The 14,445-nt window shown below is 45.3% G+C and carries 9 protein-coding genes and 1 tRNA gene; 4 read left to right on the top strand and 6 right to left on the bottom strand.

Going from position 1 to position 14,445, the window contains the following annotated elements; translation table 11 throughout:
* Positions 1 to 2: 2 nt before the first annotated feature.
* Together HC965_RS00905 and HC965_RS00900 are read right to left on the bottom strand one after the other, a co-directional pair.
* Complete coding sequence (locus HC965_RS00905; protein ID WP_191029659.1) at positions 3 to 1,904, bottom strand: RagB/SusD family nutrient uptake outer membrane protein; 1,902 nt, start codon at positions 1,902 to 1,904, stop codon at positions 3 to 5.
* Between the two features lie 28 nt (positions 1,905 to 1,932).
* Positions 1,933 to 5,031 carry a TonB-dependent receptor gene (locus HC965_RS00900; RefSeq protein WP_191029658.1) on the bottom strand — a complete coding sequence of 1,033 codons (3,099 nt, stop codon included), beginning with the start codon at positions 5,029 to 5,031 and terminating at the stop codon, positions 1,933 to 1,935.
* A gap of 370 nt (positions 5,032 to 5,401) precedes the next feature.
* Between HC965_RS00900 and HC965_RS00895 the strand changes: the two genes are divergently transcribed.
* The gene (locus HC965_RS00895; protein WP_191029657.1) at positions 5,402 to 9,520 is read left to right on the top strand and encodes a two-component regulator propeller domain-containing protein; all 4,119 of its coding nucleotides are present in this window, start codon (positions 5,402 to 5,404) and stop codon (positions 9,518 to 9,520) included.
* Between the two features lie 3 nt (positions 9,521 to 9,523).
* On the opposite strand, the gene pulA is transcribed toward HC965_RS00895, so the two are convergent.
* The 3 genes from pulA to HC965_RS00880 form a co-directional block, all read right to left on the bottom strand.
* Positions 9,524 to 11,524, bottom strand: coding sequence for a type I pullulanase (gene pulA, locus HC965_RS00890; RefSeq protein WP_223854625.1), 2,001 nt, complete (start codon positions 11,522 to 11,524; stop codon positions 9,524 to 9,526).
* A 71-nt stretch (positions 11,525 to 11,595) separates the two neighbouring features.
* Positions 11,596 to 12,162 carry a crossover junction endodeoxyribonuclease RuvC gene (gene ruvC, locus HC965_RS00885; RefSeq protein ID WP_022137522.1) on the bottom strand — a complete coding sequence of 189 codons (567 nt, stop codon included), beginning with the start codon at positions 12,160 to 12,162 and terminating at the stop codon, positions 11,596 to 11,598.
* Complete coding sequence (locus HC965_RS00880) at positions 12,159 to 12,461, bottom strand: DUF4286 family protein (protein ID WP_191029656.1); 303 nt, start codon at positions 12,459 to 12,461, stop codon at positions 12,159 to 12,161. Before HC965_RS00880 ends, ruvC begins: the two co-directional genes overlap by 4 nt.
* A gap of 117 nt (positions 12,462 to 12,578) precedes the next feature.
* On the opposite strand from HC965_RS00880, the gene HC965_RS00875 reads away from it, so the two are divergent.
* The 3 genes from HC965_RS00875 (at position 12,579) to HC965_RS00865 (ending at position 14,174) form a co-directional block, all read left to right on the top strand.
* Positions 12,579 to 12,652 (top strand) — tRNA-Ala (locus HC965_RS00875).
* A 102-nt stretch (positions 12,653 to 12,754) separates the two neighbouring features.
* Positions 12,755 to 13,753: an AAA family ATPase gene (locus HC965_RS00870; protein WP_191029655.1), complete on the top strand. Its 999-nt coding sequence runs from the start codon at positions 12,755 to 12,757 to the stop codon at positions 13,751 to 13,753.
* A 1-nt stretch (position 13,754) separates the two neighbouring features.
* Positions 13,755 to 14,174, top strand: coding sequence for a hypothetical protein (locus HC965_RS00865; protein ID WP_191029654.1), 420 nt, complete (start codon positions 13,755 to 13,757; stop codon positions 14,172 to 14,174).
* 17 nt (positions 14,175 to 14,191) lie between these two features.
* Here HC965_RS00865 and HC965_RS00860 read toward each other — a convergent pair whose 3' ends face one another.
* Positions 14,192 to 14,404, bottom strand: a complete 213-nt coding sequence (locus HC965_RS00860; RefSeq protein ID WP_191029653.1) for a hypothetical protein — start codon at positions 14,402 to 14,404, stop codon at positions 14,192 to 14,194.
* Between the last annotated feature and the right edge of the window lie 41 nt (positions 14,405 to 14,445).

The following is a 14,445-nucleotide window of genomic DNA, read 5'->3' as shown; positions in this document are numbered from 1 at the left end:
GGTTAATATCCCGGATTCTGATAAGCCTGCTTTTCTTCCTCGGTCATATCCAGTGTATCGATAAAAGTCTGGGGTATCGGACGAAGATAAAACTTGCTGTTCGGCTCGCTTTCTATATTGGCCAGTCCCGGACGGGTTATTGTATTTCTAGCCTGTATCGCGTCGCCATTATAATCGCGGATAGAATACGTCTTTGCACGGCTCAACTTCTTTGTGCGAACCAGGTCTGCCCAACGCAACTGTTCTCCGTACAATTCTCTCGAACGTTCGTCGAGGATATAGTCTATATCGATGCTTGCCGGAGTCGCAGCAAGTATATTCGTTTTTGCAGTCTCATTCTGTGCATCCGTATTGGCAGTACGGTATGCGGCACGCTCACGAAGAACATTAATCAACTCTCTGGCAGTTTTCGTACCGGTAGCACCCATTACAGCCGCTTCGGCAGCAATCAAATAAACCTCTGACAATTTAGCTACATTGAACGGACGCAAAGAAGAAGAGTTCGCGTAGCCGGAAGCATTGTTAGGACTGTAAGGTCCTAGTTTCCATAAAGACGGGAAATGCTCGCGTGTCATATATTCAGGAGTGAAAACCGCATAGTTCTTTCCTGCAATCGTCTGCACCGGGAAGTTACCGCTCGCAAGTTTAGCCGGAGTACCCGCACCCGGAATTTCATAACCGGGCATATAGTACACCACATCACCCAGGGCAAACGGAGTATTCAATGCACCATTGGAAGTAGCAGCATTCTGATTTGCCAGCCATTCCTTTTGGAAAGTTCCGTCATAACGGGAGTCATTGGTTTTATCCGCGAATGTATTTACAATCACTTCATACGTCGGCGCGCATCTTCTCCACGGACGGCCATAGTCCTGAAGCGCGGAACGTCCGCAAGGAGCGCCACCACCATTGAAAGAGGTATCAAACCAACAGCGCATAGCATAAAACGCAATATTACTCTTTTCAGCTTCCGTACCCCAGCTTTCACCTTCCGAGAAGGAGAATCCCGCATCGTCACTACGGTCGGCATAAAGCAATACTTCAATGTTACGGTCGTTCTGTGCCAGGTTCACTTGATAATAATCCTGCAATAATCCGAACCCGTTCGTTCCGGCCGCGCCGTTCACGCCTGATTTTCCTATCACGCCCATAGCCGTATCATAGGCTTTTTGGAAGTAACCGTCGGAACCCGATTTATTGTTATTCTTCAGCCACCATCCGTAAGTGAGATATACCTTCGACAAAAGATAGCTAGCATAAGCCTCTGTAACCACACCTTTGAAACGGTCGTCACGCTTCGTCCCGTTCAGGTCGGTTGCCGCTTTTTCCAAATCTTCTATGATGGAAGCATAAGTCTCTTCCACTGTGTTTCTGACAGACCGACGATTGGGTAACGTATTATATGCATTCTTACCCGAACCTAAATCGAGCGGAATGCCGCCATAGAACTGTACCAACAGGAATTGGTCGTGCGCACGCATCACCCGTGCTTCGGCAAGCAGACGGGAGTCCACCCCGTTCGCCTCTCCGATAGAGATAATTCCGTTACAAGTATTGATATAGGCGAATGTATTGCTATTCCAAAAACAGCCCGGACGTCCGGTTGTCGCTACAATATTGTAATCGTCCATTCTGCGTTCGTCATCACCCGAACCTACCAGTCCGCCGTAAGTCGTTTCGTCGGTTCCATACTGAAAATTGTACCAGGGATTCACCGGGCCGTAAAGGAAACGCAAGTGGGAATATACAGAAGTGAGCGCAAGCTCCACACCCTGATTGGTCTGCATCAACTGCGGAGTTATCGCCGAGCGAGGTTGTTCGTCCAGTATATCTGAACAAGAGGTCAAAAGCGCAAAACCCGCTATCAAAGTTCCTGCCAGGAATTTATTTATTATTCTTTTCATAATGAATCTGTTTTTATAGGTAATAGCATTAGAATGTCAAGTTAAGCCCGAAGATAAAGTTACGGGTGGAAGGCGTGTTCGTACCGATGGAAAGGAAGCGCTCGGGCAATCCGCCGGTAGTCGCGCTGTTTTCTCTCACGTAAGAGTTCGGTTCGGGGTCGAGTCCTGTCTCGTCATTGTACGGAGAGAACAGAACGAAAGGATTCTGAACAGTGAAGTAAAGACGGGCTCTGCTTATACCGACGTTGTTCAGCAACTTTTCCGAGAAGTTATATCCCAACGTGATTGTCCGGATCTTCAGATAAGAAGCACTAAAGTAAGCCAGAGTAGAAGCATATGCAGGAGCGTCGTTATTACCTGTTGTTCCGCCCGGAGTAGGATATGCGTTGGTCGGATTATCTTCTGTCCAGTAATCCACCTTGACATTTCCACGACGTCCGCTCATCATATTCAGATAACCTTGCGGTGAATGTAGCGTACTAATCAGCGTACCGCCATTCTTGAAAGCGCCGACGATACTCAAATCGAAATTCTTATATGCCACCGTAGTATTGAAACCACCCTGGAAGTTACCCTCCGCTGTTCCGATAACCTGACGGTCACTTGCATTAATCTGCCTGGAAGGAACACCATTGGCGTCAAATGTGACAGGGTCTCCGTCTACCAGGTTATAAGCCACTTTTATATCGCCCGGTTTACCGCCTGAATAGCTTGCTGCGGCAAGAGCTTCTTCCCCTTTTTGGAAAATGCCGACTTTCTTATAGTCATAAATGGCATCAATCGGTTTGCCTTCAAACCATCCGTTAGCGGTGTCATTCTTCGATTTGCCTGCCAACGCTACAATCTTATTCTTATTTCCGTAGATATTGAAACCTACATCCCAGCTCCATCCGTTTTTGTTTTCAAAGATGATTCCTTTCAGAGACAACTCCCAACCTTTATTAGAGGTTTCACCGATATTCTGCCAGTAAGCTGACGCGATACCGGAAGATGCCGGCAATGATAACTGCATCAGGATGTCTTTCGTACGTTGGGAATAGTATTCGAAAGTACCGCTCAAACGTCCGTTGAACAATCCGAAATCAATACCGTAGTTCCAGGTGGATGAATACTCCCATCCCAGGTTTTCATTCGGAACGCTGGTGGGGAAGTAGCCGGTGATTCCTGCGGAACCGGTCGTGTAATATACCGCCTTCATCGCTCCCAATGTAGCATAAGGGTCGATAGCCTGATTGGATGTTTGTCCGTATCCGACACGGAGTTTCAGGGAACTCAGCCAGTCGATGTTATCCATAAACGCTTCGTTTCTGATATTCCATCCTGCCGATACTGCCGGATAAGTATGCCATTTCTTGCCTTTTGCCAGTACGGAAGAACCGTCGGAACGGAAGGTTGCGGACAGCATATACCGATTATCATACGAATAAGCCGCACGTGCCATGTAAGAAAGCAAACCACGTTGCCAGTATTTCTGCTTGTTCGGGTCGATGGTGACTTTATCGGTATTCAAACCCAGGTTGTGATATTGTACCGCATCGGCTGTGATACCTGTGGCGGATGCCGTTGAATAGCTGTAAGTAGTACGTTCTGCCGAGTACATGGCAACTGCGTTAATGCTGTGTTTGCCAAATTTCTTGTCATACATCAACATATTTTCTACCGTCCAGTTGGTGGTCAATGCGTTAGAAATAGTTGCTTCAGCCAGGTCTGCATTATATCCCAGGTAAGGAGTGCCCGGAGCATTGAACTTTCCATAATTGCTCTGACGATAGTTCAAACCGAGATTGAGCCGGTATTTAAGACCATCCATAAACTTCACTTCGGCATACGCACTGTTGTAAGTCGCGAAAGTCTTGCGGTCGTCGGCATGCTTTTCTCCGACAGATTTGTACAGCAACGGATTCAACAGTTTATCCGAAGAGTTCAGTTCAATCACTTCTTCCCGGATGCTGCCATCGCTATTGTACGGACTGATGGTAGGATTCGTTTGCAGAATATTATAGATAGGCGCGCTTTCTTCACCTTCCGTCTTGCTGTATGAGTTTTGAGTGGTAATACCTACCTTGAAATATTTACCGATTTCCTGGTCGATAGAAGCTCTCAATGAGATACGTTCAAAACCCTGGTCGGGAAGAACGGAAGTTTCCTTGTAATAAGTAGTACCGAAGTTGTAAGAACCTTTTTCAGTTCCTGCTGAAACAGAGAGGTCGTGATTCGTAGTCAGGCCGTTCTTGAAAATCAAATCCTGCCAGTTGGTATTCACAGACGGGTCGTCCATTGTTCCCATTGCTCCCCAACTGGAACCGTTGGCTGCGGCAATCTCTCTGAATTTCACAAACTCAGGACCATCCATCATCGGATATTCGGAGAACAGGGTTACAATACCATAATAGCCATTATAAGTAACGGTTGCCTTGCCCTGCGTTCCCTTATTGGTCGTAATCAAAATAACACCGTTGGCACCACGCGAACCGTAGATGGCCGTGGATGAAGCATCTTTCAAAATATCAATCGTCTTGATATCGTTAGGGTTGATATCGCTGATATTTCCGGGAAAAGGAATACCGTCCAGTACGATAAGAGGGTCGTTACTTGCATTCAGTGAGCGGGTACCGCGGATACGTATCTGCTGTTCCGAGCCCGGTCTTGATGAAGTACGGTTGATTTCCACACCGGCAACACGTCCTTGCAGCGCCTGCGTGAAGTTCTGTGAAGGAATCTCTTTCAATGTCTTTGCGTTGACGTTGGCAATAGAACCCGTTACGTCCGACTTTCTTGCCGTACCATAACCCACTACCACCACTTCGTCCAATGCCTGCGTATCATCTTTCAATATAATCTGTATGGAAGAGCGTCCGGCAACGTCTACTACCTGTGACTGATACCCTACAAAAGACACTGTAAGTTTGGCATTAGAAGGAACTTTCATCGTAAAATTACCATCAAGGTCGGTAATCATACCATTGGTTGTACCTGTTTCGAGAACGCTGGCTCCGATAATCGGTTCGCCGGTATGATCTTTCACTACACCTTTCACGGTGATAGTCTGTGCAAATGCCCATAGAGGAATGAAGCATAGCATAACAAATAGACTTAATAGTCTGAGGTAACGATTCGTGCTTTTCATAAACTCATTGTTTAAATTAAAATTTGAGGATTAATACTTTATAGTCTTATATAGAATAAGAAGGGCGGCTGACTCATGTTTTCATACGGTACTATTTTTAAGGTTGTTGAACATTCAGTGCGATTCACTGATGCAAACATACGATTTTAATTCCTACTACATCATAAGGAGCGTAGCATGATGTTGACCGGTCGTTACATCGCGTCTCACGACTGTAACAGAGGTTTGAATGTACGTTACATGAATGCCCGTGAAGGTATCACAGGGCACTAATACGCTTTTAGTCAACTAAATAAAAAGCTGTCAAACAGACTATAATTCCGGGGAATCGTTTATCTTTGCCTCTAGTTAATAAATCCTTTTCCTATATATGAAAACACTATTCTTCTTTTGTTGTCATTTACTATTAGCCGCATTTACGTTTGTCAATGCACAGACCGGAAGATTCTATTCTACAGATAAAGATCTCTCAAACAGTCTTATTAATAAGGTGTATCAGGACAAACGGGGATTCATATGGGTGGCAACGGAAGACGGACTGAATAAATTCGACGGCAACCGGTTCATCGTCTATAAGAAAAGCAAAAATGAACCCGACGCGTTGCTGAACAATTACGTAAAGACTCTGTTCGAGGACAGCAAAGGGCGCTTTTGGATAGCCTGCATCAACGGAATACAAATCTACGACCAGGCAACCCATACTTTCCAGTCCATCCCCATCCGGCACAACCGGGATAACATGGCTCCACAAACTTCCGCCAACATCATCGAACTGCAAAACGGAGAGATATGGCTCGGAACATATGGCGGCGGTATCATCTCACTGAAAGAAAACGAATTCATCCCTCAGGAGGAACTAAACAGGAAGATACAAAGCTATTTCATACAAACCATCTACGAAGACTCTAAACAGAATATATGGATTGCCACCGAAAACAAAGGGTTATTCTGCTATACGCCTTCCAACGGACAGGTACAAAACTTCACCGCACCCGGCCAACTGACTTCGGAAGATATATCCTGCTTCTGCGAGGATAAGGAAGGAACATTATTTATCAGTACCCTGAACGGCGGATTAATGAAACTAAACCCGTCCAACAGCCAATTCACCCCTATTCCCTACAAAGGTAACAACCGTCTTAGTATCAAGACCCTGACTATTGATAACAACAATAATCTCTATATAGGAACCGAAGGTTTCGGATTGAAGATATACAACCGGAGTACGAACAGTATAGACGACTATGACGTACATAACGGCGTATTCGACCTTAGCTCGTCCAAAGTCCATTCTATCCTCGAAGATAAAGACGGCAACCTTTGGCTGGGCATCTTCCAAAAAGGACTGCTGATGATTCCGTCCATGCCGAACAAGTTCAACTATTACGGCTATAAATCATTTCCTAAAAGCGAAATCGGCTCAAGCTGTGTGATGAGCATCCTTGTAGACCGTCAGAACGTTGCCTGGATAGCTACGGACAACGACGGACTTTACGCCGTGAATGATGAAGGTAAACAAATCCTTCACTTCAAAGAAGAAGGAAGCAACCGTTCCGCTCCCCGCAATATCATCTGCCTGCTGGAAGACTCGGAACATAAACTATGGATAGGTTCTTATCTGAGCGGACTAACGCTGATGAATAAACAAACCGGTGTATGCACACCTGTCAACGAACAACTGTCCACCCCAAAAGCCTCTGACAACAAGAAAATATTCTGTATAGCCGAAGACCGCAACCAGCATATCTGGGTGGGAACTTACGGCTCAGGAGTGTATAAAATGGACATCTCCGGCAAAGTAATCAACCAATATCAATCTTCCAAATCGCAAAACGAGAACTGGCAGGTAAACAAGCTCTGCAACGACTGGATTAACTGTATCATCGAGGATAACGAAGGATTATTATGGATAGGCACCTGCAACGGACTGAGTTGCTTCAACCCCAAGACGGAGAACTTTATCAACTACCTGTCACAAAACAATCTGCTCCCCAATACCTTTGTACATACCCTATTGCAAGACGACAAAGGGTTTATTTGGGTAGGGACTTCCGAAGGGTTGTACAAGTTTGACAAGCGCACACAGAAATTCAGTATTTACACCACACAACAGGGATTGCCCAGCGACGTTATCTGCGGAATGGTGCAGGATGATATGAATAACTACTGGATAAGCACCCATCAGGGAATGTCCAAACTGATAGCCGATACCGAAACATTTATCAACTACACCGCATCCGACGGTATACAGGGGAATGAATTTACACGCGGCGCTTTCTACAAAGACCACCGCGGAAAGATTTATTTCGGCGGAACGGGCGGGGTGACCAGCTTCTACCCGAAGGATATAGCCGAACCTGACAAGAAACTCCGCATAGAGATTACCGACTTCATACTCGGCAACCATTCCGTCAGGAAAGGTGATATGCTGGGAAAGCACGCCATCACCGACTCCGACGTGATGGATGCCACCCGTTTCACACTGACATACGAACAGAACTCTTTCAGAATGGAACTTTCCACACTGGACTTTGCCAATCCGGAAAGAATAATCTATCAATATAAAATCAAGGAACTGGAAACGAACTGGCTGAATACCAGTCCGGGAATGAACCGGGTGAGCTATGCCAATCTGTCGCCCGGTACGTACACGCTGATGGTCAGAGCCAAAGACAACAAGAGTACGTCCGATATACGCACCGTGGAGATAGTTGTCACTCCGCCCTGGTATAACACCTGGTGGGCAAAAGTGTTATGGAGTTGCCTGCTCGTATTGGTTCTTTACGCCCTCACCATGTATGTCATATCCCGCATCCACCGCCGCCAGGAAATAATGAAACAACGGCATCAGGAGCAAATCAATGAAGCGAAATTGCAGTTCTTCATCAATATATCGCATGAGATACGCACTCCGATGACATTAATCATCAGCCCGCTGGAAAAGTTGATTGCCGAACATTCCGAGAAGCAACAGGTATATCTTATGATTTACCGGAACGCCCAGCGTATTCTCCGTCTTATCAATCAGCTCATGGATATACGAAAACTGGATAAAGGGCAGATGCACCTGAAATTCCGGGAAACGGATATGGTAGGATTTATCGAAGACCTGATGCAGACTTTCAATTACCAGGCTCAGAAGAAGAATATCACATTCACCTTCGACAAGGAACTCCCGGATGCCGATTCACTCAAAGTATGGATTGACCTGAACAACTTCGACAAGGTGTTGATGAATGTATTATCCAATGCTTTCAAATATACAAGTGATGGCGGAAACATCCATATCCTGCTAAAGACTGGTCACAACAGCGCCTACCGGGGTGCATTGAAGGATTATTTTGAAATCTGCGTGACGGACGACGGAATCGGCATCGACAAGGACAAAATCAAACAAATCTTCGAGCGTTTCTATCAGATTAACAATGATATGACGCAATCCAACTTCGGTACCGGAATCGGATTACACCTGGCTCGCTCACTTGTAAAACTGCATCACGGCCTCATCAAAGCGGAAAACCGGGAAGATGAACAGGGCACGCGTTTCATTATCCGGTTGCCATTGGGAAGCGACCATCTGAAAACCGATGAACTGGAAAACCCGGATGAAGCGGGAAGCGACCTTCTGATGTCTCAACTGTCTAAAGATACCCTGTACGAAACGGACAATGAGAACGCAATGGCGGATGAAGTCAAAAAGCCGAAAGCCAAAACTCGTTATCGTGTCCTGATTATAGAAGACGATGATGAAATACGCCAATATATGCGGAATGAGTTGAATACGGACTTCCGTATCAGCGAATGTACGAACGGACGGGAAGGGCTGGAAGTTATTTTAAGAGATAAGCCGGACTTGGTAATCAGTGACATCATGATGCCTGAAATGGACGGAATCACCCTCTGCCGCAAGGTGAAGCAGAATATTAACATCAATCATATACCTGTTATATTACTAACTGCAAAATCAAAGGCGGAAGACCGAATCGAAGGGTTGGAAACCGGTGCGGATGCCTACATTGTAAAACCCTTCAATACCGAAATCCTGCGCACCACCGCAAGTAACCTGATAGCCAACCGGGAAAGGTTGCGCGGACAGCTTATAGGCGAACAACAGGTGGAAGAGAAGATTGTAAAAATAGAAATGAAATCGAACGACGAGATATTGATGGGTAAAGTAATGAAGACTATCAACGAACATCTCACCGACCCCGCACTCAACGTAGAAATGCTGGCAGCCAATGTCGGCATGAGCCGTGTACATATGCACCGGAAATTAAAAGAACTGACGAACCAGTCGGCACGTGATTTTATCCGTAATATCCGGTTGAAGCAGGCGGCTACCCTGCTGCGGGAGAAAAACCTGAGTATCTCGGAAGTTGCCTACGCCACCGGTTTCTCCAATCTCTCCCATTTCTCCAACTCTTTCCGGGAGTTCTATGGCATTTCGCCTACCGAATACAAAGAACAGCCGGACGTTCCGCAAGAATAAGGCTTACTTATACATGATTAGCGCAGACTGGCTGGGAACAATAACTTCCGGCCCGGTTTGCGTTCCTAATCCGCGGACATCTATCACGCCATCTTTGCACACAACCGTGTATTTGCCAATCGGCACTTCAAGGCGGGCAGGCGTAGTACGGGAGTTGTAAGCGACTACAATATCTTCCCAACGGTCCCCGTTGGCATGGTCTTTCAGGCGGAAGGCAATCAGATTCTTACCTTCTACGGGGAGAAACTCCAAATGTTTCCGCACCTTATCCGCATCTCCCATACGGAAAGCGGGATGAGATTTGCGAAGGTCTATCAGCCGTTTGTAGTACATGAAGACATCGCTATTCGTCGTTTTGCGTCTCCAGTCAATGGCATTGACCGCATCCGAACTTTTATAGCTGTTATCCACTCCCTGTTTGTCACGCATCACTTCCTCTCCGGCATAGATAAACGGAATGCCTTGCGAAGTGAAGACAACCGTTTGCGCCAGCTTATCAAGGCGTACAAGTTGTTCGGGAGTAATCCCCGGCATACTCGCTTTCAATCGGTCTGTCAGGCATAAGCCATCGTGGCAGGAGACGTAGCCAATCATTTGAGTCGGTTGTTCCGCCCACGGTTTCTGACTGTAATTCACCGAATCATACCGTACTTGCGGATGCTCAATAGCGCCTACGATACCAAACTTAACGCTATTCTCCCCACCCGGAACTCCGGCAAGGAAAGCGCCTTTGTCTTTTTCCCAAACAGGACCGCAGAGTCCGTCACGCAGTTCGTCGGAGAAAACGGCGATTCCGGGCATATGGGCAACGTTTCCTTTCATTGCCAGGGAATCAGCAGGATATTGGGGAGTTTCGGCCGCCCAGCCTTCGCCATAGATGCAAATTGTCGGGTCTACTCCGTTCACCGCTTTGCGGATTTCATTCATTGTCTCGATGTCATGCACTCCCATCAGGTCAAAGCGGAAACCGTCGATATGATATTCCTTCATCCAGTAGAGGACGGATTCTATCATAAATTTACGCATCATAGGGCGCTCGCTTGCCGTCTCATTGCCGCATCCCGAACCATTCGCCAAGGTACCGTCTTCTTTCTGACGGTAAAAGTAACCGGGAACGGTACGTTCAAAGTTACTTTCAGTCGTATTGAAGGTATGGTTGTAGACTACATCCATTATCACACGGATACCGGCTTTGTGAAGCGCCTGCACCATTTGCTTGAATTCTTTCACACGGGTGGCAGGCTGATAAGGGTCTGTTGAGTAGGAGCCGTCGGGGACGTTGTAGTTCAACGGGTCGTATCCCCAGTTGTACTGGTTTTCGTCCAGTTTCGTTTCATCTACGGAAGCATAATCATAAGAAGGAAGGAGATGGACGTGCGTCACGCCCAGTTCTATCAGATGGTCGATGCCGGTCGGCAGTTTATCCGAGTTCATCGTTCCGTGTTCGGTCAGTGCGAGGTATTTTCCTTTGTTCTTTATTCCTGAAGTAGAATCGACAGAGAAGTCACGATGATGCATTTCGTAGATAATCATATCGGCAGGAGATTTCAACGGTGGACGCTGGTCACTCTCCCACCCTTCCGGGTTCGTTGACTTCCAGTCGATAATAGCGGCACGTTTTCCATTCACGCCGACCGCATGGGCGTTGATGCCCGGTGTGTCTCCCTGCCACTTATCGTCAATCTTCACATTGAAAGCATAGAATTTATCGAGTAAGTCCTTGTTTACTACGGTGGTCCAGGTTCCGTCCTCTCCGCGTTCCATCTTCACTGTTTCGTAAGCGTGTCCGCCTTCGCCTTCATCATAAAGCATCAGGCGTACTTCTTCCGCTGTCGGCGACCATAGAATAAACTTGGTTGCTTCCGGCGCATATTCCATTTCCGTAAGACTTCCCGTGCGAACCGGGTATAACTCAAAGGAAGCATATTCCTTTTTCGCAGAAGAACAACTCATCACTGTTGCCACTGTAGTAACCCCTACTATTGCTGAATAATTAATTCCCATCCTAATACTCTCCTGTGATAACGTTTTTCGTTCTATGATTATCTTCTATAATCTATCAGTAACCTATCAGTTTACTTTACCTTATCCGGATTCTTCGCTATAAAATCCTTCCAGCTACTATATCCTTTCTCCATGACAGGGCGTCCCATTTGCAGAAAATGACAGTAGGCAGCAGCCAGTCCGTCCGTAGCATCCATAAAGACAGGCATATCCTCTTTCGAAAGACGGAGCATCCGCTGTAACATATCCGCCACCTGTTCTTTCGAAGCCTGTCCGTTTCCGGTAATTGCCATCTTTATTTTCAAAGGGGCGTATTCGGTGATAGGAATATCACGGCTCAATGCCGCCGCCATCGCTACTCCCTGCGCACGTCCCAGTTTCAGCATAGACTGCACGTTCTTACCGAAGAATGGAGCTTCAATTGCCAGTTCGTCAGGCAGATAACTTTCAATAATGCCCAATACCCGTTCGTGGATATGGCGCAGTTTCAGGTAGTGATTGGCAAATTTGCGCAAGTCGATAATTCCCATGGCAATCATTTCGGGCTTGGTTCCCTTGATTCTCAAGACTCCGTATCCCATGATTGTCGTGCCGGGGTCAATCCCCAGGATTATCTTTTCCTTTACCGGTTGAATCACTCTACTATCTCCATTAATGTCGGAAATCCAATCACTTTATCTTTAAATATTTTTGTAAGTTCGTCATTCAAACGCACTCCCTGTTCCAAATGCCAACGATGCAGCAATCCGCTGCTCTCCACTTCCCATTGCAGAGAATAGGAGCTTCCATCTTCCCGGTGACTCAGAATCCGGCAAATGCGCGGCGCTTTCAATGTGCCGTGTTTTTGCACTTCGGGAATATAGAATTCTTTTATCCAAATCAAAAAATTGTCGTGGATGGCATCGTCCACCTGAAAAGTTGTATTATAAATCAGCATATCTTTTTTTTCAAACGATTATTTACCGCAAACATAGCAATTATTTCAGAATATTGCATTATATTTGTGCCAACAAAAAAGGATTCGTTTGCAAACGTTATCATATAAGGTTGAAAAGGGGGGTTAGCTCATCTGGCTAGAGCGCGACACTGGCAGTGTCGAGGTGATCGGTTCGAGTCCGATACTCTCCACTTAAAGAAAAGAGCAATTCTAAAAGAGTTGCTCTTTTTTGATTTTCTTCCTTTTATTGATTATATTGCGACACGAATTGAAAATCTAAGTCGTATAGTAATATGGAGCGTAAACTTACCATTCGTAACTTTGGAGCGATTACTTCAGCAGATATTGTTCTGAAGGAAATTAATATTTTCATAGGTGAGCAAGGAGCCGGCAAGAGTACAGTAGCCAAACTTATCACCCTCTTTGAGAATTATGAAAATCAGTCCTCGGAAACAGAATCGAACAGTTTAATGGCGAAGTTTGCCGAGCTTAATATTGTTTCGTATTTCAATCCAGACAGTTATATCAGTTATACTTCTGACAAGAGAAGTATTATTTATAAAGACGGTTCTTTCGAATTTACTCTCCGAACGAATCCGGCTACTCATAACTTATACATTCCGGCAGAACGCTTCTTTATCAGTACATTTTCCCGTTCCATAGCGACTTTAGTCCTGGCTAAAGCTCCCATACCATTGACATTGCTGGAATTTGCTTCACTTTACGAAAAGGCAAAAAACCAATTCGCCAATTATCAGATTCCTATATTCAATATGATATTCCAGGTTCGGGAAACGAGTGAGAATTTAGTACTAATCGACCACGATAAAGTTATTCCTTTCAAGGATGCATCGTCGGGTATCCAGTCCGTCATACCTTTGTTAATGGTTATAGATTACGTAGCCAAGGAACAGCCGAACACTCATTTTGTAATAGAAGAACCGGAGCTTAATCTTTTTCCCGAGACTCAAGTTAGCTTATTGCATCATATGATAAACAAATGTCATCAACTGACAGTAACTACCCACAGTCCATATCTGTTATCCGCTTTAAATAACATGATAGAAGCGGGTAATATACTTAAAGCGCATCCGGAAAAAGAAGATAAGATTGCAGCCGTACTCCCCAAAGAATGTTGGGTTGACTGTGACAAAATCACGGCCTACAAAATAGAGAATGGTACTATCATATCCATTTTAGATGAAGAATTTAATATCATCGTTGCCGACCAGATAGATGCCACTTCAGATGAACAAAGCAGAATTTTCTCTGCGTTACTAGATTTAGAATAAAATGGCAATATTCAAACAGGCCTGTACACGGGAAGTTACAGATAAAATAGTGGTAGTAAAAGAAAAGAAGTGCAAATGCATTTTCTTAAATCCCAACCAATACTCGCTGACAAAAATAACAGTGGACGGATGCCAAATTACTGAGGGAATCAAATGCGACTATCTGATACTCGACCATTGCCACAATGAGTACTTCGTAGAGCTCAAAGGAAAAGACTTGCCCCATGCTGTCGAACAACTGGAAGCCAGCATTCAGCAGTTATCTGCCAAAAACAGCACTGTCAAGAAACAAGCTATCATTGTATCGAGCCGTTACCCTTCCAATGATACTTCCGCACAAAGAGCAAAAGCCTTATTTAAGAAAAAATACGGGATAGAGCTTATATCAAAGAATATACAAGCAGAAATTACCATTAAATAACAATGCAAAAAAGACCTTTATTCAAGGTCTTTTTTTATTACTTCATCCATTTCCTTTATACGTTTCTCACGATCCTTGATAGGACCATCTTTTGCGTCATTCTTGAAAACATTGTCTGCACGGTCAGTAACTTCGCTGCTCCATTCTTCAAAATCGTTCGTAGCCGGACGACCATTCGGTTCGATATTCTCTTCGGCAATCGAATCGTGTCTGTTAATCATATCATCCATAAGTTTTCTTTTTTATAGGTTTATGGTGATAAGACAATCAA

This window comes from Bacteroides sp. GM023 (assembly GCF_014750685.1).
Classification (GTDB): Bacteria; Bacteroidota; Bacteroidia; order Bacteroidales; family Bacteroidaceae; genus Bacteroides.
The sequence above is the reverse complement of the archived record's forward strand: the minus strand, read 5'-3'. Positions and strand labels throughout refer to the sequence as shown.

Coding starts and splice junctions, on each gene's coding strand:
- HC965_RS00905 (WP_191029659.1), bottom strand. CDS start 1,904: ATGAAAAGAATAATAAATAAATTCCTGGCAGGAACTTTGATAGCGGGT.
- HC965_RS00900 (WP_191029658.1), bottom strand. CDS start 5,031: ATGAAAAGCACGAATCGTTACCTCAGACTATTAAGTCTATTTGTTATG.
- HC965_RS00895 (WP_191029657.1), top strand. CDS start 5,402: ATGAAAACACTATTCTTCTTTTGTTGTCATTTACTATTAGCCGCATTT.
- pulA (WP_223854625.1), bottom strand. CDS start 11,524: ATGGGAATTAATTATTCAGCAATAGTAGGGGTTACTACAGTGGCAACA.
- HC965_RS00880 (WP_191029656.1), bottom strand. CDS start 12,461: ATGCTGATTTATAATACAACTTTTCAGGTGGACGATGCCATCCACGAC.
- HC965_RS00870 (WP_191029655.1), top strand. CDS start 12,755: ATGGAGCGTAAACTTACCATTCGTAACTTTGGAGCGATTACTTCAGCA.
- HC965_RS00865 (WP_191029654.1), top strand. CDS start 13,755: ATGGCAATATTCAAACAGGCCTGTACACGGGAAGTTACAGATAAAATA.
- HC965_RS00860 (WP_191029653.1), bottom strand. CDS start 14,404: ATGGATGATATGATTAACAGACACGATTCGATTGCCGAAGAGAATATC.